The organism is Marinifilum sp. RC60d5, assembly GCF_052400665.1.
Taxonomy (GTDB): domain Bacteria; phylum Bacteroidota; class Bacteroidia; order Bacteroidales; family Marinifilaceae; genus JBQTGK01.
On record NZ_JBQTGK010000001.1, the window covers coordinates 43,610 to 66,084 of the forward strand.

Annotated in this window: 18 protein-coding genes; 3 read left to right on the forward strand and 15 right to left on the reverse strand. The window is 34.1% G+C overall.

Annotated elements, in window-relative coordinates:
* Positions 1-265: 265 nt before the first annotated feature.
* The 6 genes from drmB to ACT3CE_RS00225 all read right to left on the reverse strand — a co-directional run bounded on the left by drmB (position 266) and on the right by ACT3CE_RS00225 (position 10,374).
* Positions 266-2,206, reverse strand: a complete 1,941-nt coding sequence (gene drmB, locus ACT3CE_RS00200; RefSeq protein ID WP_444707747.1) for a DrmB family protein — start codon at positions 2,204-2,206, stop codon at positions 266-268.
* Positions 2,207-2,208: 2 nt separating this feature from the next.
* On the reverse strand, positions 2,209-5,883 hold the full coding sequence (locus ACT3CE_RS00205; RefSeq protein ID WP_444707748.1) for a helicase-related protein: 3,675 nt from the start codon (positions 5,881-5,883) through the stop codon (positions 2,209-2,211).
* Positions 5,876-8,251 (reverse strand): hypothetical protein, encoded by a 2,376-nt coding sequence (locus tag ACT3CE_RS00210; RefSeq protein WP_444707749.1) that lies wholly within the window; start codon positions 8,249-8,251, stop codon positions 5,876-5,878. Before ACT3CE_RS00210 ends, ACT3CE_RS00205 begins: the two co-directional genes overlap by 8 nt.
* Before the next feature lie 382 nt (positions 8,252-8,633).
* On the reverse strand, positions 8,634-8,996 hold the full coding sequence (locus tag ACT3CE_RS00215) for a DUF6567 family protein (RefSeq protein WP_444707750.1): 363 nt from the start codon (positions 8,994-8,996) through the stop codon (positions 8,634-8,636).
* A gap of 99 nt (positions 8,997-9,095) precedes the next feature.
* Positions 9,096-9,584, reverse strand: coding sequence for a hypothetical protein (locus ACT3CE_RS00220; protein WP_444707751.1), 489 nt, complete (start codon positions 9,582-9,584; stop codon positions 9,096-9,098).
* A gap of 22 nt (positions 9,585-9,606) precedes the next feature.
* Complete coding sequence (locus ACT3CE_RS00225; RefSeq protein ID WP_444707752.1) at positions 9,607-10,374, reverse strand: hypothetical protein; 768 nt, start codon at positions 10,372-10,374, stop codon at positions 9,607-9,609.
* A 106-nt stretch (positions 10,375-10,480) separates the two neighbouring features.
* On the opposite strand from ACT3CE_RS00225, the gene ACT3CE_RS00230 reads away from it, so the two are divergent.
* Complete coding sequence (locus ACT3CE_RS00230; protein WP_444707753.1) at positions 10,481-11,479, forward strand: helix-turn-helix transcriptional regulator; 999 nt, start codon at positions 10,481-10,483, stop codon at positions 11,477-11,479.
* Between the two features lie 62 nt (positions 11,480-11,541).
* On the opposite strand, the gene ACT3CE_RS00235 is transcribed toward ACT3CE_RS00230, so the two are convergent.
* From ACT3CE_RS00235 to ACT3CE_RS00245, 3 genes are read right to left on the reverse strand one after another with little or no spacing between them, the layout of a single operon-like run.
* Positions 11,542-11,973, reverse strand: coding sequence for a hypothetical protein (locus tag ACT3CE_RS00235; RefSeq protein WP_444707754.1), 432 nt, complete (start codon positions 11,971-11,973; stop codon positions 11,542-11,544).
* 2 nt (positions 11,974-11,975) lie between these two features.
* The gene (locus ACT3CE_RS00240) at positions 11,976-12,356 is read right to left on the reverse strand and encodes a helix-turn-helix domain-containing protein (protein ID WP_444707755.1); all 381 of its coding nucleotides are present in this window, start codon (positions 12,354-12,356) and stop codon (positions 11,976-11,978) included.
* 2 nt (positions 12,357-12,358) lie between these two features.
* Positions 12,359-12,745, reverse strand: coding sequence for a hypothetical protein (locus tag ACT3CE_RS00245; RefSeq protein WP_444707756.1), 387 nt, complete (start codon positions 12,743-12,745; stop codon positions 12,359-12,361).
* Positions 12,746-13,295: 550 nt separating this feature from the next.
* On the opposite strand from ACT3CE_RS00245, the gene ACT3CE_RS00250 reads away from it, so the two are divergent.
* Positions 13,296-13,430, forward strand: coding sequence for a zinc ribbon-containing protein (locus ACT3CE_RS00250; protein ID WP_444707757.1), 135 nt, complete (start codon positions 13,296-13,298; stop codon positions 13,428-13,430).
* 95 nt (positions 13,431-13,525) lie between these two features.
* Positions 13,526-13,726, forward strand: coding sequence for a hypothetical protein (locus ACT3CE_RS00255; protein WP_444707758.1), 201 nt, complete (start codon positions 13,526-13,528; stop codon positions 13,724-13,726).
* A gap of 109 nt (positions 13,727-13,835) precedes the next feature.
* Here ACT3CE_RS00255 and ACT3CE_RS00260 read toward each other — a convergent pair whose 3' ends face one another.
* From ACT3CE_RS00260 to hsdR, 6 genes are all read right to left on the reverse strand, one after another.
* The gene (locus ACT3CE_RS00260) at positions 13,836-14,489 is read right to left on the reverse strand and encodes a hypothetical protein (protein ID WP_444707759.1); all 654 of its coding nucleotides are present in this window, start codon (positions 14,487-14,489) and stop codon (positions 13,836-13,838) included.
* Positions 14,486-15,574, reverse strand: coding sequence for a hypothetical protein (locus ACT3CE_RS00265; protein WP_444707760.1), 1,089 nt, complete (start codon positions 15,572-15,574; stop codon positions 14,486-14,488). Before ACT3CE_RS00265 ends, ACT3CE_RS00260 begins: the two co-directional genes overlap by 4 nt.
* Positions 15,575-15,770: 196 nt before the next feature.
* Positions 15,771-17,267 (reverse strand): restriction endonuclease subunit S, encoded by a 1,497-nt coding sequence (locus tag ACT3CE_RS00270; protein ID WP_444707761.1) that lies wholly within the window; start codon positions 17,265-17,267, stop codon positions 15,771-15,773.
* Entirely contained in the window at positions 17,267-18,670 is a 1,404-nt protein-coding gene (locus ACT3CE_RS00275; RefSeq protein WP_444707762.1) for an N-6 DNA methylase, read from the reverse strand. Before ACT3CE_RS00275 ends, ACT3CE_RS00270 begins: the two co-directional genes overlap by 1 nt.
* 79 nt (positions 18,671-18,749) lie before the next feature.
* Positions 18,750-19,058 carry a GIY-YIG nuclease family protein gene (locus tag ACT3CE_RS00280; RefSeq protein WP_444707763.1) on the reverse strand — a complete coding sequence of 103 codons (309 nt, stop codon included), beginning with the start codon at positions 19,056-19,058 and terminating at the stop codon, positions 18,750-18,752.
* A gap of 81 nt (positions 19,059-19,139) precedes the next feature.
* A complete protein-coding gene (gene hsdR / locus ACT3CE_RS00285) occupies positions 19,140-22,382 on the reverse strand; it encodes a type I restriction-modification system endonuclease (protein ID WP_444707764.1) in 3,243 nt (1,080 codons plus the stop codon).
* Between the last annotated feature and the right edge of the window lie 93 nt (positions 22,383-22,475).

A 22,475-nucleotide genomic window follows, 5' to 3' on the forward strand; every position in this document is an offset into this window, starting at 1 on the left:
CGTGTTGAAAAACCAGCGAAATGGGCAAAAAGATTTTGGAACCCCTGGCAAAATTTTTGCCAAAACCCGAGGAATGAACGCCTTATTTCCTTTTCAATTCTAATTACATTTTACTGCATACGCAGGACACGAGCTAAAAAAGCTCGCACCATCTGGGGTTGAAAACTCACATTATCGGTGTATTTCAATATTAATTTTATCGATACCCCCGACAAGGATTGAAACGAACTTTAATCTAAAACAAAGCTGTGATAACAAAAGTTAATTATTCGATATTGTCTTTGAAAAATCCATTGTCTTTATCAATTAATAAGCCTCTGTCAAGGAAACTGTTAAATTCCTCACATGATGTTTCAGGCAATAACGAACATGAATAACATGCTGCCATATTTAGTCCTCCTACGCCTTGTCCGTCAATTGTGTTAAAGCAAACTGGGTCAGAAGCACAGTCAGTTGCTCTATAAAGTGCTGATTTTAGTATTCTTTCAAAAATCTCTTCTGTTCCTTGTGAGACTAATCCCCCAAAACTTCCTTCTGCACCTGCAACGGTATAAATTAAAACACCTGACATATCATTCTCGTCAATAAATAATCTTTCGTTTAGTGATGTTGCAGGATAACCAACCAAAAATTCAAATTCCTTGATAAGAATATGTGATAATGAGTGAATCAAAATAAACTTCCCCAAATGTCTGTCACTTTTGAATTTATCATCATCTACAAAATCGTTGTTTTGAATATTTCCTTTGATTGTCTGAATACGATTACTAAATTCTGAGTTCTCAAATACTGCATCAATCCAATCATTTATTTTATCATTGTCAAGGCTTATAAAAATTCCTTCACCAAAGCTTTCTACGGCAGGAAGATATTCGGTTTGATTTGCCCATTTTGATGTGTATTTAGCTTTAATTTTTATATCTTCATTATCACCTTGCAAAAATTCATTTTGGCTTAGTGGTTCTTGTCGAGTATATGCGACTTGAACTGTTGTTAATTTTAGCCGTTTTATTTGAGTTAAGTTTGAAATACCGTATTTCTCTAACACATCTATTTTCTGTCTCTCAAATATTAAATTTCTATTTTCGGTTTCACTTTCAGGATATTTATTTCGGTCAGGCAATGTTATAAAATTATATTCCTTTAAACGGTATTCTTCTTCCTTTTCAAAATCATCTTCTTTTTTACTGTTGATGTAATTTAGTATCGATTCTTCCGAATATTCGTCTTCATAAACTTCAACAATAAATTCTGGAGACTTACCCTTTTCTAACCATTTATCAATTTTTTTCAAATCGTTTCCTTTAATATTCAATTGAGCAGGAAGATAAATACTACTTACCAAAATTGGATAATAAACACTGTTACTACTTCTTATTACAACTTTTCGATTCAGTTTTGTTGATTCATTTACTATAAGGTCTAATTTGAATAAACCTGATAATGTATTTGATTTTTTACAATCAGGATTTGAACAAGATATTCTTATACCTGATAAATCTGAAAACTTTGTTGATTTATAGTATTTCAGTTGTTGATTTTCGCAACAAAGCTCATCATCATCAATTCTGATGGTCAAGCGAGATTCATTGTCTTGACTAACTTTAACTGCAACATTCCATTTTTCCCAAGGTATATCATAAATATCACCATTTGGATGAGTCATAATAAATCTTACTTGCTCTAAATCATAGTAAAATCGTCTTCGTTTTTTATCACCTTTCTGTTTTGATTTTGCACTATCATAGCAATAGAAGCATTTTGGAGCAGAGTAAAATAACTCCCTGATTTTTTCATTTGGCTCTTTATATTTAGCCAGTGTCCTTTTCCAACCTTGCCACCAATCGGAAATATGATGAAACCTTTCACACTTGTTACAATAGAACCATTCAGGAAAGAATTTTGAACTGATGAAGCGATAAGCATGTAAAGGGGCACTTTGATTATTGGGATTTGCAACATTTGATGGAACTCTTAAAAACGCTGATAGTCTCGGAAAACCTTTATCGTTATTTAATCTATTTAACAACCTTGGGTCTTCAATTACATAATCTTCAACTTCGAGTTTATTTTCGATAATAGCATTAAAAAATGGCCATAAATCGAAATTCTCAATCATCATTGCACCCGATGGAGTTTCAATTATTGAACCAACTCCACCATAAGAGCTTATTACTTTGCGGGATTGAATTTCAGTATGTGGCATAATTATTTGTTTCCTTTAATTTGAATGTAAGTATTGGTGTCAACTTCACGCATAGATTGCATTAAAATCCAATCTTCATTATCTCCGTCACGTTCCCCTGGCTTTAATAAAATTTCATCGTATTTTTGTAAATCAACTTGATTAATTTTTGTTTCCCATTCATCAGCCAACCGATTAATTTCATTTTCAAATAATTCAAAATCGTTTGTGTATTTCCCAAATCTATTTTTTATAAAATCTAATAAGGGCGTGATTTTATCTTTTGTGAAATAACCAGCCTGATTGTTTCGATTAAGTTCTCCTGGATAGTTCTGACGAATAAAAGCAACAAGCATACTTGATAACATTTTTTTGATGGTGTTTTCCGTAAATGGTGTAACACTCAATGGCTCCACTGCTTTATAAAAAGTTTGGTGGAATGTTTTAAAATGCTCGAAATATGACTTTTCTCTTGCTCTGTTTGGGTCAAATAAAGTTATTGCAAGTCCTTTTGTGCTGCGACCAACACGACTTGATGCCTGAATATATTCTGCAATATTTTTGGGCATGCCATTTAGCAACATTACATTCAAACGGCTAATATCAATACCTACTGAAATCATATTGGTTGCAAGAATCAAATCCACAACATTATTTAAGTATTTCCGTCCAGACTCATCGGTGCTAAAGCTTTTGTCAGAAAATGTTTTTTCGATTTCGCTTAATGTCTCCTTAATTTTTTCGCTTGGAATACGACTTGTAAGTTCCTTTGTTCTTGAATAAATACCTTGAAAATTGTATTTATAATCATTAATATGACCAGGAAATAAGGCTGATAAACGATTCTGTAAAAATCCTGTGTATGTTGTAATCTCATCCCCAACTTTATTGTTTGTACGTCCGACATCTCTTAAACTGTTGTAATAAGACACAAGGCTCCAATAATTGTTTGCTGAACCTTTTGTTTCTTTATTTAGGAAAACTTCTAAACGAGCAACAAGTAAATGAGCGAGTATTTGTAATTGTGTATCAACGGCAGTTTTTCCAGTAGGCATAAATCCTAAATACCTTCTCTTACTTTTACTTTCTTCTTCTTTAGCGAAGAAACTGTCATCTTGGGTTATACCAGTTGGAGGAAACACATTAACCTCTCGATTACCGTATAATTTTTCAATCTGAGAATCTGTATTTCTTGTTGTTGCTGTTGATGCAATAATTTTTGGAGCATAGCCATTTTTTGTGGACAATAATTCGATTACACTTTCATAGATTCCCGTTATTGACCCCAAAGGTCCACTTAATAGGTGTAATTCGTCCTGAATAATTAAATCGGGTGGAAGTTTGTTGTCATCGTGTGTATTGAAAAACATAAATGCTTTATCTTGCCACGCTAACATTGCAAATTTATCAACTGTGCCAAATAATAAAGTTGGTGGATTTTCATATAGCAGTTCATCGACGACCTGAACTGGAATTTTCTTGTGAAATGCACATTTGGGATTAATACAGTTTATTTTGAAGTCTTGCTTTTTATAATCAAAACCATAATCCCATACACCATTGTTTTTTGATATTAGTTTAGTTCCACACCAAGGACAAGCACTAATTTGAAATACATTTTTTTCTTTTGGGTTACCATTTTTACGGTCGCATTCTTTTTCTATATCATCGACTTTCTTTTTGGCTACTTCAAGTTTATTTGGTGTTGATGCCATTCCGACCCAAAGACCAATTGTTATCGGTTCAGATTTTAATATGTCTGAAAATACAGGTTGTTGGCGTAAAAACTCTAATGCAGAAATTAGTCGAGATGCTCTTTCAAATTGTTGGGCAGTTAAAAGTCGTAATGTATAACGCATTATTACTGTTGTTCCTTCAAAACCCGTTTCATTTACTAACCGTCTCCAAATTATTGTTAATGCTGTTACTGCGAGATATGCTTCGGTTTTACCTCCACCAGTTGGAAACCAAATCAAATCAACAAGTTCTTTTCTCGATTTACTTTGATTATTCACTATACCGTCAAGGCTAAGTAGCATAAATGCCAATTGAAATGGGCGATACTTGGGAATGAACTTAATTTTACCCTGTTTTTTTCTTTCTTCTGCCTTATATTCACTAAAAAAATCGAGGCTATTGTAATCAATTTGGTTGTTAATTTCCGAAAGTTCTTTTTCTCCCTTTCCGAAGTCTATATCATTTGATGTAATCAACTGAATATACATCGCTGTATTAGCTAATTTAAATGCTTTGAAAATATTATCATCTTTTAATAGTTCAATGCTTTCATTCAACCGGTCAAGATTCTGTTTTTGTTTTAAAATAATATCAGAACAGATTTCAGAATCAGCAGCATCAAGGTTTTGACTTTTATTTTCCTGACCAACAATCCATTGTTCGTAAAGAGAAACAAAGTATTTAAGATGTTCGAGAACTTTACTTTTATCAAACCCAAACGTAGAAAGGTTTCTTATGTTAAGGGCTTCATCAAGTTTTAAATCGTTCGCATCATCAAAGTTGTTTTTTACATCTTTAATGTCGGCATAAGGCAGAAAACTGGTTTTAATTTTTGATAAATTCTCATTTTCCCAAAGCACAGCACAATTATGACCAATAGCATACGACTTAATATCTCGGTATATAAAATTTAGCTTTTCAGCTTCTTTATCAAATGGAAATCTTTCGTATTGCGTTTTGTAAGGTAAAATTTCTTCGGATTCAATGCTAATTGCAGATTGAAATAGACATTTAGTGTTTAATTTTTCATTCTTGTTGGAGTACTTATTTTTTGGGTGTGGTTTAGATAGATTGACAAGTTGCACTTTAACATATTTTCTACCTTGGTGCATATACGTTTTAACATTATAACCAACCTTTAATTCTTTGTGAACTTTCTCTGGAAATGTTATTAGAATTGGTTCTTCTGTTGATTCGATTGATATTTTTTGCTTTTGTATGATATCCTTTCTTTTCCATGCCCTACTAATAAGTTTTTCAAGCAATTCTTTGTAATAAAATGCAGAAAAATATCCTCCTCCTTCTGTCTGCCTTTTTAAGTTATTTGTGCTTTTAAATGAATCCCAACCTGTATAATCACCACTACGCGTTTTATCTCGACCTCCTGAATGACCTTCTAAATCTTTTTCCAAAAACATGAATTCCCCATCGAACTTCAGTTTGTCTTTAAATGAAAGTGGTTGGGGAATCCCTTCTTCAAAAAATGACTCATAACCAGCCTGATTAATTCTAATTCTTTTTTCCTTATAACTTGGTTGGTAATAAATACCAAAAGAAAATTCAACATCAATTTCTTTTACAGAATCGGCAAGACAAACAGTTAATCCAATATTGTTGGGAAAGAAACTGTTTTGACTTAGTTTAAGTTCTTCGTGTTCATTTTCCTTAACGGGTTTTGCATCATTGGGAATATCTAAAATTTGCTTTTTTATATTAGATTCTTCAAGCTCATCATATTCACCGCTTTCATTCTCAACAGCTGCGATATCACTATCTAATTGCGAATTAGGATTTGTTTTTTCAGGAAATAGAACGCCAGTAAAATATCTTATTAAAGGATAGTCAGAAATAATTTCTTCCTTATCTTCAACTCCCCAAGTGTCTGAACCTGGACCTAACATTCCTTTTGTAATTCTATCATGAAACTTCTGTCTTGCTTTATTGTCGTCTATATTACTCATGTTCACAATTTTCAAGTATTTGAATATTCTTTACTGTTTGAAGTGGAGCACTCTCGTTTATAAATTTATCAATTTGTTCAGAATTAAAACGTTGTAAGATTTTACCGACAACTTTTTTGTTTGAAATAATATAGTCCATGATTTCATCACTAAGGTCTCGCCCCAACGCAATCATAATGCTCCTGTATGCCTTTTTACATCGCTTAATCTCATCAAACTTGCTGTTTAGTATATCGCAGTCTATTGTTCTCTTTATTGCAATCAAATTGATAATTTGAGATGGGAAAAAATCTTTATCGCTAATATTTAGCCATTTTTTTAGGGTTACTATTTGAATCTTTGCCCCATTGTCTAACAATTCTTTTAAAAGTTGCTCTTCATTATAAGTGTAGGATTTTTTATTGTTGTAGTAATTAATAAGACATTGTTTCCACGTCTTAGAGTTCTCTATGATTTCAACTAATTTCCCTTGTTCATCATTTTCAGAGGCAATTTCAAAAAGTCTTTCCTTTGATGTGTTTTCATATACTCGGACTTTGTCGCCAGAAACAATATTTGAAACTTTTTCTTTCCTTTTTTGATTGTCTGTTAATAATAAAACAGCCTTGCTTCCTTCTAAAACAACTATTTCATCATTTTTAAATGTCAATTTATATTCGATATTTTCAGTGTGTTCGTAGTGATATGTCCTATTTTCAAAGCTATCTTGTTCGTAGAATTTGGAAATTATATCAGAAATATCTTCGTCTTCTTTTATAATCGGATATTCAACATGACTAAGACTATATCTATGCTTTGAACCAAACTGTTCTATTGATTCGTTTTTACATTTATTCAATAGCTTTTCAACCAATTTAATTTCTTCGGGATAAAGAATAAAATAAAAATCATTTGAGGTTTGCTCAATAAAACGTAATATTTCGTTTGGACTATCTGCAAAGCCAAATATTGTGAGAAAGGCAATATTTTTTCTTGTTGTGAATCTATTGTGTAGATTTTTAAATTCCTTGAAACTTAACACCTTTATTTTTACAAGGCTTTTTAGTTCATATAACCAAGTATCTTTAAATCTTTCAGGAACAATTAATATGTCAGCTCTTTCAAGCTTTAAAAAGGAATCCCATTTATCTAAAGGAATATTTGCGATAATACTATTTGCTAACTCCGTTAAAATATCTATGTGAGGTTTTGGGTCTTCATTAATTTCAAAAAATGATTCTGAGACTATACTATATATCTCCTTAGAATAAATGTGACGTAAGTATTCTAATTGACTTACTAAACGGAAATTTTTATTTGGCAATACAGTTGAATAAAGAATCTTTTTTAATCTAAATAGAGTTTTAAGGTTAAAGCAATACTCAGTATCAATCTCTTGAATTTTTTGTTCAAATACCTGAATGCTATTAATAAAGTCAGATGGAGCTGTATTAATTAAGTTGAAAGAACTATCTTCAATTTCATTAAAATAATTCGTTTCAGATTGCGTCCATTTCCATGTTTTAAGATTCTCGATATTGTCGATACCGTTACTACCTATGAATATTGCTTTAGGAATATTACCCTTTCTTAAATCTCGTTTTATTTGTGTTAGAAAAGGTTCATACTTATTTTTTCCAATAAATACTACCGATTCCAAATTTTCAATTTTGTCAAACACAAACTCCTTAAAGGTTTCATAATCAGGCAATAAATAAATCATCGGTTCAATAGGTATAGAATCCGATTCATTTTTATCAAATCCTTTCTTTGTCACCCATTTAAATGGAATAGCTTTTTTTAAGTCAACCTCTGATAGCTTTTTATTTTTTAAGGATTCAAGAAAATCTTTCCTTTCAACAATTATCGCAGCTTTATAAGTAAATTTTGAGGGGACATAATCATCTCCAAATATTAACTTAAAAAGGTTTCTGTAATGATTAAATTTAGTTTTGACTTGTCTTGCTGTAAGAGCAGCTGTAGTAACAATATACTTTTTTATTGATTTGTTTGTTGGATATTTCACTGTTTTAGCAACATCTTCCGATATAATTTTAAAACCATCATCAGTTTTTCCAATAATCCTAAATCGTAATCCATCTTTCTGAACTATTTCACCAATAACATAATCAGTTTTATCATCAACATAATTTTGAAAGAATAAAGTAGATGTAACAGACAAAAGTACTGGTATGTAAAAGTCTCTTTTATCGTCTCTTTGCGGAAAATTAATAGCCAAATTGTAATTATCCTCATTTAGAGCTTTATTAATCAAGAAAAAATTAATAAATTCAAAATCATCGAATTCAAAATCATTGATGTTATAATTCTTTTCTAATTCCGATTTAGAATGGTTCAACAAATTAGAAAGATATACAGTATTAATCATAAACCACGTCTTCAATGTAAAAAATATATTCGTTTATAAAATTAAAAAATTGATCTTAATAAAAGAACTGTCAAGTTTGTCAAGTTTAATTCAATTAAAGTATAAAACCTGATAAGTTATTTTTTATGAAGGAGGCGTTCTTTTATGAGGTTTTATCGGTACTGTTTTAGGACCTGGTTTGGGTGCATGGGGATTTTTTCTTGGTGTTGGGGATGGTGTTGACCTTTTATAAGGTTTTACGGGTACTGTTTTTTTAGTCATCAGTTTGCATTTTTAAGATTTCACAAATTATTCATTTATTAATTCCTGTTTCTTGCCTAAAAAAGTGGTGAAAACAAGAAGAAAAACTCTCCCGAAGGAGAGCTTTAGAAATTTAGTGTAGCTATTCAGTAAATTCGACAACCTGTCCGGATACTGTAAGCTCATACTTTCTAAAAAATGGAAAAAGAGAATGTTTGATCTCCACTGTTTCGTTGATGATGGCTTTAGAAGAACCCATCATATCCGCTTTTCTAAGCATTTTTGATTTTGCTTCTTCTATCATTGCTTGTCTGGCATGTCCACCAATACCAAAAATATAAGTTGCTTTTGATTCTCCCTTCACATTTTTCACAAGCTTAAAGTTCTTTTTAGCTAAAACAACCTGTGTTTCATGGTTGTTTGAATTTGTTGTTAAGCCATTGTGAATGGCACAACTCGAAAATAGGAGTGTGACTCCCACTAGTAAAAAAGATATTTTTTTCAATTTTAAAAGATTTAGTTTTCCTACTCATAAGGCTTTTCGGATTTCGCCCCGTTTTTTATCGTGGTTTCTGGACTCCATCTTAGCAAGCTCATTTACAATCTAGTAAGCCAACTTGTCGTAGGTATATTTCTGCATAGAATAGTCATAAGGGTATTTGCGTACCGCCTTTGTTTTTGCAGAGTAATTGGTTACCGAGTTCATGTAATTCTTTGCTCCCAGTTGCTTATCGTAGGTGTACTTTTGCATGGAGAAATCATTTGGGTATTGGCGAAGGGAAAATTGCTTTACTTCCCTATCGGAGACCGTTTTCATGTAATTTTTTGCAGCCAATTGCTTGTTGTAAGTGTATTGTTGCATGGCGTAATCGTTATAATACTCTCTGGTTGCAATTTTTATCACCTCTGAATCGCTAACCGTTTGCATGTATCGATAAGCAGACATTTGCTTATTATAAACATACGTTTGCATCTTAGTATCTGAAGGATACTCTCTTTTAGCAAATTCTCGGATTTTTGATTCGATAGATTGTGCCATTAGAACACTAAATGAAAATAACAACAGCCCAATAATTAAACTTAATTTTTTCATGATAGATTGATTTTGATTAACACTATTTTTCTAGATATTTCCACTTATCCTCTTTGTGCATAAGTTGCGATTTGTCTTTGAAAACAATAAGAAGAGGTTCCACTTTTAGTCCTGCCATAAGAAAATCTCGCTCGACTTTTTCATCGGCTTTTTCTTTTCCCAATTCGTCCCTTAAAGCCTTTCTCGCATTAACCGGCACTTTGGTATACATAAACTCGGCCACATCATTATATTTTTCGGTGGTTGAGATTTCTATTTCCCCTTTAAAATCATCAGCAACACGATCGGTTAATTTAGATTTCTCATTGAAGAATTCAGAATCGTACTTATTTACATACTTGTAATTCAAAATCAGGTACAGAATTTCTTTATCAAACTGGTTATTAAATTTCAATTTCATATTTAAATATCCTTTGTACTTATCAATAGAAAGGGTTTTCGCATCTGTTAAACTGATAAAATCTTTCAGTTTCTTATTGTTTTCACGAATCAGTAATTTGGATGATCGAATGGAGTCAAAATCAAGAGATAAATCATCAATTTCCTCTTTAAAAGTTGAACTGTTGAGTTCATCCCCCTTCAAGGCTTTTCCTAATTCTGATAAATTGACAAGCATCTCCAACTGGTCGGTGATGTACTTTTTCTTCATGGACGTGTAATTTTCATTCGCCTTCAGAATTTCCTTTACTGCCGGAAAATCTTCCTTGCTTAGCGGTTTTTCCATTGTGTTTGTGCAGGCAGTCATCAATAGGATTGCCATAATCGATAGGCTTAAAATTTTTTGCTTCATTTGATTTTAGTTTTTGTAAATAGATTTTATTACTGGTTTAATTCTAATAACAAATGTCTACCTTAGCAATGCAGTCTTTTTGCATCTGTAAAAAAAACACATAAAAATGCCGATTAACAAAAATGCAAGCTACCGCTACAGACTTATAGATAGTTGCTTATCTCAGAAATATAAAAAATGGAAGTATAAAGATCTGTTGGCTCATGTTTCGGAAAAAGTGGCCGAAGAATTTGACATAGAAAAAGGAATCAGCAAACGACAGTTTGACTACGATATTCAATTGATGCGCAAGGATGCTCCCCAAGGATTTGGAGCACCCATTGTACGAATGAATGAGGAGATTTATTACGAGGATCCAAACTTTTCAATTCTCAACCAGCCATTGCGAGAAGATGAAAAAGCTCAATTATACGAAGCTCTTGGAGTTCTGAGTAGATTTGAAGGCATGCCTCAATTTGAATGGATGGAAGACATTCGCACCAAATTGGGTTTGGGTTTGGAGTCATTAAAAGCAGAGCTGGTTCAGTTTGAGAGTAATCCCTATCTGGAAGGACGTGAATACCTAAGTTTGCTTTTTGAGCACATCCGACAGAAAAACACCATTGAAATCTCCTATCAATCCTTCCGATCAGAGTCTGTGGAATCTTTTCCTTTTTCGCCCTATTTACTGAAAGAATACAACAACCGCTGGTTTCTGTTTGGTCATCGAGAAGGAATTGATATTCTCTATAATGTTCCCCTAGATCGGATCAAAAAAATCACCAATTCAGATTATCCATATATTGAGAATAAGACCCTTGACTTTAGTAAGTATTTTGAAGATGTAATTGGCGTAAGTGTGATGCAGGGCAAGGCGATTGAAAAAGTAGTTCTTTGCGTTTCAGCTCAACATTATCCATATATTAAAACAAAGCCTTTACACGGAAGCCAGAAGGAAATAGAGGTGAACCAAACAACTGCGACCATCAGCATAGAAGTAATTCCCAACTTTGAATTGGAGAAAAAGATTTTTGCGATGGGCGATGATGTTGAAATACTTAAACCAGCCTGGTTTCGCGAGAAAGTAAAGAATAGGATTGAAATTTTGTGGGGAAAATATTTGTAGATATGCAAAAAAAAATGCTCTTCGATCTAAATACGAAGAGCACTCTATTCAATAAAATTATTTTATTTTTTCGGATTTGCCATATCTTCAATTATCTCGGTAGGATTAATGATAGGCAAGTAGATCTTGTTCATAAAACTTCCAATCGTTCTGTTCAATATTATTCCTCTGATCGTTGAAAAGGAAACTCCTAAAACAGTAGCTAAGATTGTTTTATTTTCCAGATCCAAATCATCTTGTTTCACAAATTCAAAAACAGTATCGACATCAATTTTTAAAATTTCCTTTTTCTTGTATAAATAAGTAATCAAAAAGTTTACCTTAATTAGATTCAGTTTTTTATTAAAACCAAAACCTGGCTGAATATTAAATTCAACTAAATTAGGGTCAAAGTCCTGAATTTCTTCTTCAGATAAATTTTGTTCAGAAAACGAATTTGTTTTTAGATCAACTATCTTAAAAGGAAATCTATGTAGCAATTCTTTATTTTCCATTATCAGGCTTTTTTAAGATCAAATTGTTCAAATTCTGCATTTTGTAAAGACACAAAAGATGAGCTATTTTTATATTTAAGAGGCTTCATATGTACCACTTTCATTTGATTCGTTTTTTTAGATTCTATATTCTCAAACGATTCGAAGTTGATAACTGGCACTTTTCCAATTGCTAATGATAACTCAACTAGTTTTGAAATTTTATAATCAAAATCCCCATTTAAAACCTGTGAAATATATCCTTTAGAAACCCCTAATTGCTTAGCAAAAGCAGAGCGTGTCATTTCATTTGTTTCTAAATATTCTGTTAATTGTCGGTATAACTCATTTTGTATTTTACTTACATTATACCCTTTACTTCTAATTAGCTTTTCTCTTTTCATAACTACAAGGTTTTAATGTATTTATCTTTAATCGATCGAAACTTTTTAATATCTTTTTTTTGACGATTTTTATAGCCACCCATTATCACAACTTTTCCATCGGGTGCTTTAATCGCATAAACTCTGAGGTGTTTCGATTTAAACTCATATTCCTTGAATTTTTCTTTTTTGCTGATTGTAATGTCACGGAATTTTTCTTTGGGTAATAGTTTGTTATCGGCAACATCCTCCATCAAGCTATAGATAGCATATAATTCCTCCTCATACTGCCCTTTATTTCCAATTTCCTCTTCAAATTCATCAAACATACACAATTCATCTATATGTAGCTTATAGATGTTCTGTTTGCCCTCAATGCCTTCTATTTCGTTTAATGAATATTTGCTCATATCAAAACTAAAGTTTAGCTCTAACTAAACTTTCTGTAAAATAATACTAATTTATTTAATTTTCCAAATTTATTTTAGCTGCTGCACAAGCTTATTTATTGAGATTAAAAATCCGAAACTCATTACCTGCAGATTACAAATCTGCAGGAGCAGGGGAAAAACTAAACCAATGAATTACTAACAATAAAATACTTACACGTATTTATGTTTACATAATGACAAAAAGTCCAGCCTTTTTTGTCAAAGCATGACAGATATGCATAACACTACTATTAATTGTAAAATGTTAAAACAACACAAAACTTATGTTCGTCAACAATATTACATCTCTTAACAATTACTTAAAATTATTATACTACATAATTAATTTATGGCAAGGAGTTTGGTAAAATGACAGCAGACCGAAGAAATTGTGTTGGTCTGCTGTTTAATCATTTATGACTTTTGTTTTTAGCGACACAAAAATATCATTTTTGACTGAAAGTAAAAAAGAAATCACAATTGCTTGAAGTAAGCTACTTTACAAATTGAAAATCTAAATCTTTAGAATATGTCAAGCACAGGTGAAAAACCAGGAAAAGGTACATACACATGTACTAAGTGTGGACAAAAGGTAAAACTGGATGATAATTCGGATAAGTTACCTCCTTGCCCAAAATGTGATGGTACTGATTACAGACCATAACAAATAAATAGCTCATGGGAACATGAGCTATTAGAGCTTTTTATAGGTTAGTAGACTAGACCTGCAGCTAAGTCAAAAATGGTAAATTTTATAAAATGCCAAGATATTACGTTAATCGAAATGCACAAGCTAATGGAGATCATGAGGTGCATAAAGAGGGGTGCGATTGGATGCCTTCAAGTAAAATTGATTTACGTATTTTTTCAAATTGTGAGTCAGCAGTCGCTGCAGCTGAAAACTATTATAGTACTGCTGATGGGTGTGAACATTGCTGTAAGGCTTGTCACAATAGCTAATTGATCCATAAAAAATACAAGTATCTCAAAAGCTTGTATGTTTAAGCTTAAAATTGGAGAATTAAAAAATGGGATTGAAAAATCCCCTTTTATATTTAATCTTATTATCCTAGATTGTCACCTTGACAAAAACTCTGCGTAGAACACCATTTTTCTCAATATTGTGAACTGATAGATTTAGCTTCTTTTTAGCTGCATGAAATACATTACAATGAACCCTTTTTATGTGTCCTAAATATAACTCTCCAGTAAACACTTTAACCGCCTTAGGATCATTAGGATTATCAGATTCTAGCTCGTAACGTAAAGAGCTGCCCATATCCAAACATTTTGAGTCTACCTTAATTTTAGAAAACCCTGTAATCTCAGTAACAAAAGCTAAACTCTGAATTGGATTAAAATCAGCTAAAAACTCATAGTTATCGGTCGGTAATAAACCTTGAGTATAAGCAAGCATATAATACTTATCACTTATATATTTCCTATCAATCATCCAAAAATCAAGAAAATTACCAATATCGTTACGTTCCGTTTTTATAATGCGTTGCCCAAAAATATCAATAACATTTTCAGTATACTCTTTTTCCAGATCAGGAAAACCTTCATAAGCTGTGAAGCCTTGTTTTTGAGCTTCAGCAACTTCTTTCTGATTATATTGAAAGCGGATTCCTTCTGTAGCATTACGTTTGATAATACCTACAGAAAACCTACGACTCCCTTTGCCTTTTCTCCAAATAAGATGTATGTTTCCGATTGCTTTCATTCTACTAATATAAATAATTTTTCAAGGCGCAAAGTTATTAATTTATGCATTAGTTCTTTCCTTTGTTCACTTAATTTAAATGCATTTAACTTTTCAGGTAATTCTGAATCGATGTTAAAGATGATATTCTTTAATGTTTCCTTGTTGTATTTTTCTTTCACTTCTGCTATTATTTGCTTTACAATCGAGCTATTCTCAACCATTACAAGTTTAACTAAGTCGAAATGATTTACTTTTTTATTCGTATTTTCCCAACGAATTTCAGAACACCCTTTTTTAATGTAAGCCTCTAACATTTGTTCATTTTTCAACATTTCAGCGACCTTACTATCTACCTTCTCACGAGCTAAACAACATCCACTGTCATATATTGGAGCAAAAGAGTTAGGCGCTATCTCATTCTGCACAACCAAAGTACTGTGCTTAATCAGTTGAGGATTATCATGCTGCTTAATTGTTGTTTTAGTCATTGCATGCTTCATCTTCTTAAGAAAACGCTCCAACCAACCATCTTTACCAGCCTCTAAATCTCTTTCATAACTTGCAATGGCCTCTCTAAAATAAGATATTGTTCCCCAGTTCTCTTGATGTCTATCAGAATTCCCAATAATAGAATCGTAAATTATAATTTCAATAATATGGATAATGTATTTATCTAATTTAAAATGAGATAAGGTTTCGCAAATAAATTGAAAGGTGTATTTCTCTTGATCTAATTCAGGATCGTATTGGGCATTATATCCTCTTAAATAAGTTATTCCTTCGGTGAGTTTATTCTCGTCGAACTCAACCATAGATTTAGAAATACAGCCTACTTTTTGACGGTTATTTTCATTGTATGCTATGTTGTAATCCAACATATTAAAACCAAGCAGTTGCCCTATTTTAGATGAAATTATTTCTGACCAAAATTCAGTAGGATATTTAATATTATCGAATTTGTCAATTTTAGAAGCTTTAAAAAAATACTGTTTCTCTGTATCTGGATGGATTGCAATTTCTTTACTCCGTGTACCTCCTGTTCCCACATAACGATTTATGTGCCAAGAACTAATATCTATATAAGTCGCTTTATAATCTTCCATTTTCACTTTTATGAATACTAATTAAGACCTTTTAAAATTGGAAACGTCATGCTTTTTAACTGTTTAAACAAGCGGATGTTGAAGCTTACAAACTGAATTTTATCGACAGCTCCGATTACGGATTATAAATCCTGAACTCTTGCCTGCAAATTGCAAATTTGTGAGAATGTATTTTTCTGCATACGCAGAGCACGAGTTACAAACTCGCGCTAGCACTCTTCTTTTTACGAACCGTTTTGCGCTTAGGCTTAGCTTTCACCTCGGCTTCGCGTAGGGCCTTAATCTTCTCCAACAAAACAGAAGCTGGTTCATCTAAAGGGTTTTGTGCCACCAACTCGCCTTTAAAGGCTTTTGCCAAAATGGCCTGTGGTAGTGTATCTACCTTTTTCTTTAAGCTTTGGTATTGCGCCTCAATGGCATCGGCTTTGGCAAAAAGAGATTCTACTCGGCGGACGATTTCGGTTTGTTCTTGAATTGAAAATATAGGAAATAATAATTCTTTTATTTCTTGAGTATTTATATTATTAACTCCACTAGTAGATCTTGCTTTCTCTATTATTTGACCTCGGAGATAATTACTCTGTAATGCATAATTCAAATACACACCATCTAATCCATTACCTGGTCTTAATCTCACTAAATAACCTGCAAAAGAATAAGAAATATGTTTCTTTCTAACAACAGCAGTTTTACCAACAATAGATATACTTCCATTAGATCGAATAATTAAAACATCCCCCTCTTTTAAATTAAGTTTATCCAACTCTTTATTATCGAGAATAGAATATTTCAAATCTGCTACATTTATCTCCCCATGTTTTATATTAGGTATTCTTAATATAGGTACACCATCGATATTATAATCAGATTTTTTAGAAGTCCCATATTTAACACCCTCTAGCAAAGATCCTAAATTTACAATATCAACATCCTCCAACACCTTACCCTCGCGCCATTGCTCAGTGAGTTTGCCGGTAACGGCTTGGGTGAGGATGGCTTGTTTGAAGTTTTTGAGCAGAGTTGGTATTTTCTCTAAACGTGTTTTGGTGTTCTCCAAAGAGGCAAAAAGGTCATCCAATTTGGCGACTATGCGCTTTTGTTCGGCTAGTGGGGGAAGAGGAATTTTATATTTTCTTACATTATTAACATTTAGATTCTTTAATCCAGATCCAATAGCTCCAACATTCGCTTGAGATAAACCATGGCGACTATTTAAAAAAGCTACTAAATAATCAGCATCAATTAACTCATGAATTGGTTTTATTAATGTTAGACTAACATAAATAGCAAAGTCAAAATCAAAAGGAATTTTTGCAGCTTCACCGCAATTCCCTACACGAGTGTATAGAATATCATTTCTTTCTGGTTTCCCTCCAACTGTTAACGTTTTAAATTGCTTCTCACTAATAAATTTAATTTTATTCAAATTTGTCTTAAATGGTCTTGCGTTTTGAGCAGACAGAAATGGAATTCCCTCTTCAATGTAATCTGGTTTTTTTGCAACTCCACAAGTAACCAGCCACGTAACATCCAATATATTAACCTCCATCCAATTTGAAGGTAAACTATCATTAAAAGAAAAGAACCAATCAAGATCTTTAATTTTGCTTCTTAAATTTAACGATGAAGGAGTCTTTGTTTGGTTTAGAGCTTCAATATATTCTAACTTCAATAATTTTGCTTGCTCTCCCATTATTTCAATTCTTTAATGATGGCATTCAAATCTTTCATGATACTTTCCATTTCGGAAAGGGCTTCCTTGGCAATATCCTGAGGTTCTCCCAGCTCTTCTCCATTGCTTATGCTTTCGTCGGCTATCAGTCCTAAATCGAGAGAGTAGTTTTTCTTTTCGATATCAGCTATAGAAATACAAGAGAAACGTTCGTCTTTCAGCTTTCTACGATCGGCAGCTGTGTAGGCTTTTTCGAAATCGGCAAAGTGCTTTTCGGTAAAAGGGGTTCGCTTGCCAAACTTCGGCATGTTCGTACGCATATCGTAGTACCACACCTCTTTGGTATTGTCTTTGTCTTTTGTACCACGCTCAAAAAAGAGTACGTTGGTTTTTACTCCTGCAGCGTAGAATATTCCGGTAGGCAAACGAAGTATGGTGTGCAAGTTGCACTTTTCCATAAGGTCGCGGCGTATTTTTTGTCCGTCACCATCTTCAAACAATACATTATCGGGTAATACGACTGCTGCTCTTGCTCCACCACGTTGGTGCAAGCTTCGGTATATGCTTTGTAAAAAGTTGAGTTGCTTGTTAGAGCTAGGAAATAGTAAATCGGTACGGGTTGGGTTCTCTCCTCCTTTTTTTGTTCCAAATGGTGGGTTTGCCAATACCAAATCGATATTCTTTGTATCCTCGCCCAAACTGCTTAGCGAATCACCCAAGGTAATGTTACCTCCCATACCATGCAAAAAGGCATTCATCATGGCTAAGCGATGGGTATCCAATACCAACTCGCAACCACTGAACTGCTCTTCCTGTAAAAATTTACTTTTATCAGCTCCTAATGCATAAATATCGTTGTTCTTTAAAATGTGCTGATGAGCCGATATCATGAAACCATAGGTTCCGCAAGCCGGATCGTTTAGGCGTTCGCCTACTTTCGGATCCATCAATCGAACCATCACATTAATTAGCGGACGAGGTGTAAAATACTGCCCAGCACCCGATTTGGTTTCGGAGGCATTCTTCTCCAACAGGCCTTCGTACATATCGCCCAGGCCTTCTTCTCGTGCGTCGAACCAATCTAACTCATCAATATATTTAATTATTTTGCGCAAATTGGCCGGTTGGTTGATGGAGGTTTGTGCGTTGTTGTAAATTTTTTGCACCGCACCTTTTCCTTCCGTACCCAATTTCAGCAGTAATTCGCGGTAAAAGGTCGAAAGTTCAATGCCTTCCTTGCTTTTTAAATCTTCCCAACGGTAACCTTCGGTAATGTCTTCTTCCTTACTGGTTTCTTCTGCCATTTTCAGGAAAAGAATGTAAGTTAGTTCGTTTAGGTATTGGTGGTATGTAATTCCATCGTCGCGCAGTACGTTACAAAGGTTCCAAAGTTTGTTTACGATTTCTTGTGTGCCTAGGGCCATGTTTTATAATTATTAATTGGGCTTCGACAAGCTCAGCCACCGTTTTGTATTTTTTATTCTTATGCTTTGACGAGCTCAGCTACCGGTTATCCTTGGTCCCTGAGCTTGTCGAAGGGCTTTTCGATAAACCCGGTAAATCAGAAAATCGACCTTCTATCAAAGCTAATTTCTTTTTTCTACTCCAACCTTGAATCTGTTTTTCACGATAAAATGCATGGTCAACTCTATCATACTCTTCAAAGTAAACCAATTTAACTGGCAAGCTTTTTCGTGTATGGTAGGATCCCTTCCCTGTTTGATGTTCTTCTATACGACGATTTAAATCATTAGTACTACCTGTGTAAAAACTACCATCAGAACATTCTAATATGTATAGGTATCCTTTCATAGTGTGAACATTTGGGCTTCGACAAGCTCAGCCACCAAGTTTCGAACTTATCGAACGTCACGGTAGCTGAGCTTGTCGAAGCTAGGCATAAAGATACTCGTTTAGTTCATTAATAATGGTGCTAGTTTCGTTTTTGAATGCTTTTTCCATTCGTTTAAGTCCACCGTGTCTATCGAATGGCGCTTTATTTAAATCTTCTATTGTCACAATGTTCTCTGCGAACAATTGTACCTCAATTCGTTCAAGCCATTTTAGTTGAATGCTGTTCCACTGATGTGCTTTTTTTATTCTTTCTATGGCTCTTGTTATTCTTTCCTGATGGCTAATTAAGGGAGAACCCAGAGCTGATGTTCGCACATGCGCAATGATATCGGCCACAATATCCTGATTGGAAATATCTTTGTAAGCGGCATTCAAACTGACTCTGTTAAAGCCTTTCTCATCTAAAATAAGGCGCAATTCTTTTAAATCTTTGCGTGTTAAGCTGCTTGGCTTAGTGCACAAAATATTGATGGCTGCAATTGTATTCTTGTTCTGCTTTATGAAATCGGCAAAGGATTCCAGGTAATCTTTGGGTTTTAGATTCTTTTCGTAAGCTCTTTGCACATCTTCCACCACATCCTCGTGCTCGCTATACAAGGTCGCATAGTTAAAGGCTTTTCCTTTTTCACGATCGAGATAATTCCATAAATGTTCATATTCATTTATGGCTTTGGTCATTTCTGTTGTGTCAGCAGCTTTCAGCTTTTGTCCCAATTCGTTGGCCGTTAATCCCCCAGAAAGATTTTTAAACTGCTCCATTTGATCGCCATTTAGGGAACGTGTTTTGCGCTGTAGTTTGGCAATAATACGATCCAATTTCGCTTCTCGCAGATAGTCGTCTTCTATAATGGCCAACTCCTCGTTTAGATGAGCAAAAGATTTGTTTACGAGTGGTGCCACAGGCTTCATTACAGTCTCCTTAGCCATAATGTCGGTAACACCTACACAATCGTACACTTTAAAAACTTCTTTGCCTATTTCGTCGCATTTTCGGGTCGCTCGTCCCATCATTTGATCGTAAAGAATTCTGGAATTCACCCTTCGCAGAAAAACAATATTGCAGATTGCAGGCACATCAATACCTGTCGTTAACAGATCAACCGTTACCACAATACTTGGGTACTGATCGTTTTTATATCGGTTCAGTAAATCGTCTCTTTCGGGTACTTCTCCTGTAATCTTCACAATGGCATCTGCATCCACATTCTCACCCAGTTCTTCTAGTTCATCGCGAAGAATGGATACTATCATATCGGCATGAATATTTGTAGCTGCAAAAATCAATGTTTTCTTGGGATCATCGGGATGAATACCATAATCGGCAATTAATTTGTTCAGAATATTGCGGTTAAAACTGTCGTTGATTACCTTTTTATTAAAACTCTGAATCTCTACGTGAATTTCATCCTCGGTTACTCCTGCACTTTCAATGGCATTTTCCTCGGGATCGTAAACTTTTACTTCATCGCCTTTTTCCCATACAATGCCTTCTCTGCCAAGTTTTGTTTTGAACACATAAGGTGGTTCAAAATCGATTAAATAACCTTCGACCACCGCTTTTCGGTAAGAATAGGTATAAACCGGTTCCCCAAATATCTCAGCCGTATGAACAGCTGGCGTTGCGGTTAGTCCAATACGATAGGCATCAAAATAATCGAGGACCATTCGATATTTGCTTTGGAAATCTTTCTGGTCGCGAAGGATGAGTTCCTCCTCTTCCATTTCCTTATCTAGAGTGTAGCCACGGTGAGCTTCATCCACCACAATACAATCGTAATCACCTATACTTGGCGGATTTTCAGAATAAGCCACTCTTTTCACCATGCTCTGCACGGTAGCAAAATGAATTTTAGTATCTAGTTCGGCACTTGCTTGCTTTAGTTCTTGCAAGTCGTATATTTCAGCAAAAGTTTGTAAACCTTCAATTTTCACTTCTTTAAAAGAATCGGCTGCTTGCTTGCCCAACATTCTTCTATCTACCAAAAATAGGATTCTACGAAATCGCCCCGATTTAATTAAACGATAGCACATGCCTATCATGGTTCGGGTTTTTCCCGTTCCTGTTGCCATGGCTAGAAGGGCTCTTCGTTCATCTTTATCGGATAAAATTTTACTTTCAACGGCTTTAATCGCTTCAACTTGGTAATCGCGCAAGCTCAATCCATCCTTGTCTTGAAGATAATCGTAAGGACTTTTTGCTAGTTTGTCTTCCCCTTGACTTTGATCGTAATTAATCATTTCGATTAAATCGCGAGGAGAAAACCAATTACGCAAAGCTCGTGGGCTATTGCTTTGTATACGAGCATCCCAAAACCAAATACCCGACATGGTTTTTATTTGCTCTAAATATGCTTTCCCATTAGTTGAGAAAAGAAAAGGCACCTTAAATTTATCGCTATTGGCATGCTCAGGGAAACAGATATCGTTATTGTTATTCACCGAACGGCTGTACCTTTTGGCTTGTTCCAGCACACTCATCACATTTTTATTGTGCTTTTTGGCTTCAACAATTCCAATTAGTTCCATGCCGTTAAACAAAGCGTAATCTGCCCAATAATTATCACATCTCCATTCGGCTATAGCCTTATATTTTCCTTTTTCAGGAAGTGTTTTATGTATTTTATAGTTGATGGTATTGGTATCACACAGCCAACCAGCATCTCTCAGCTGCTTGTCGATTCTCTCGCGGGTTTCAGCTTCACTTTCCTCCATCTTCGAAACAATTCGATCGGCTCGCTCTTTTCTTTCTACTTTCTGATCCTTTGTTAGGGCAGTCAGTTTTTTGACTTTCTCTTCATAATTCTTTACTGCCTCCTTTACTCTTAACAACTCTTCTTCCAAGTCTTTTACCTTAGCAGTATCGTCTGCTTGTTCTAGGGGCATTATAAATTCTTCAGGCGCATTCAGGTTTTCGTAAACTGCAGAAAACCATTTTACCACTTTTACCGTTTGTCGCAAAATATATTTAGCTTCGGCAGCACTTCCTTCGCCAGTATGAGTCGCTTTGTTTCCAGATTTACGAATGATATGCAACAAATCGTTTATTTCTTGAGAAATAACTCCGTTGTTGAACAATAGCTGAATTCTCTTGACCTGATCGGTGTATTCTTGTTCCTCGATTCTTTCGTATTCGAGGATGAATTTTGAAAGCTTCTCGGTCAGTAATCTCAATTTGGAAAGAGAGGTACTGGGATCAATAAAGGTATTGCGTTCAGCTAATTGGCCAATCTTAGCCAATTGTGGGTATTCTTCGGCGAGATAAGTAAAATTTGATTGGTTCATGCGTACTGTCTATTTGATGGTAGATCAATATTCTATTTTCATATTTACAGATCGAAAATCAAAGTTAACAAAAGAAATTAATTGGCATAAAAA

Excerpts from the sequence above, each read along its gene's own strand:
- ACT3CE_RS00275 (WP_444707762.1), bottom strand. The coding sequence starts at position 18,670 with ATGGCCCTAGGCACACAAGAAATCGTAAACAAACTTTGGAACCTTTGT.
- ACT3CE_RS00260 (WP_444707759.1), bottom strand. The coding sequence starts at position 14,489 with ATGAAAGCAATCGGAAACATACATCTTATTTGGAGAAAAGGCAAAGGG.
- ACT3CE_RS00255 (WP_444707758.1), top strand. The coding sequence starts at position 13,526 with ATGCCAAGATATTACGTTAATCGAAATGCACAAGCTAATGGAGATCAT.
- ACT3CE_RS00235 (WP_444707754.1), bottom strand. The coding sequence starts at position 11,973 with ATGGAAAATAAAGAATTGCTACATAGATTTCCTTTTAAGATAGTTGAT.
- ACT3CE_RS00245 (WP_444707756.1), bottom strand. The coding sequence starts at position 12,745 with ATGAGCAAATATTCATTAAACGAAATAGAAGGCATTGAGGGCAAACAG.
- ACT3CE_RS00205 (WP_444707748.1), bottom strand. The coding sequence starts at position 5,883 with ATGAGTAATATAGACGACAATAAAGCAAGACAGAAGTTTCATGATAGA.
- ACT3CE_RS00270 (WP_444707761.1), bottom strand. The coding sequence starts at position 17,267 with ATGGGAGAGCAAGCAAAATTATTGAAGTTAGAATATATTGAAGCTCTA.
- ACT3CE_RS00250 (WP_444707757.1), top strand. The coding sequence starts at position 13,296 with ATGTCAAGCACAGGTGAAAAACCAGGAAAAGGTACATACACATGTACT.
- ACT3CE_RS00225 (WP_444707752.1), bottom strand. The coding sequence starts at position 10,374 with ATGAAGCAAAAAATTTTAAGCCTATCGATTATGGCAATCCTATTGATG.
- ACT3CE_RS00220 (WP_444707751.1), bottom strand. The coding sequence starts at position 9,584 with ATGAAAAAATTAAGTTTAATTATTGGGCTGTTGTTATTTTCATTTAGT.
- ACT3CE_RS00240 (WP_444707755.1), bottom strand. The coding sequence starts at position 12,356 with ATGAAAAGAGAAAAGCTAATTAGAAGTAAAGGGTATAATGTAAGTAAA.
- drmB (WP_444707747.1), bottom strand. The coding sequence starts at position 2,206 with ATGCCACATACTGAAATTCAATCCCGCAAAGTAATAAGCTCTTATGGT.
- ACT3CE_RS00230 (WP_444707753.1), top strand. The coding sequence starts at position 10,481 with ATGCCGATTAACAAAAATGCAAGCTACCGCTACAGACTTATAGATAGT.
- hsdR (WP_444707764.1), bottom strand. The coding sequence starts at position 22,382 with ATGAACCAATCAAATTTTACTTATCTCGCCGAAGAATACCCACAATTG.
- ACT3CE_RS00210 (WP_444707749.1), bottom strand. The coding sequence starts at position 8,251 with ATGATTAATACTGTATATCTTTCTAATTTGTTGAACCATTCTAAATCG.
- ACT3CE_RS00265 (WP_444707760.1), bottom strand. The coding sequence starts at position 15,574 with ATGGAAGATTATAAAGCGACTTATATAGATATTAGTTCTTGGCACATA.
- ACT3CE_RS00280 (WP_444707763.1), bottom strand. The coding sequence starts at position 19,058 with ATGAAAGGATACCTATACATATTAGAATGTTCTGATGGTAGTTTTTAC.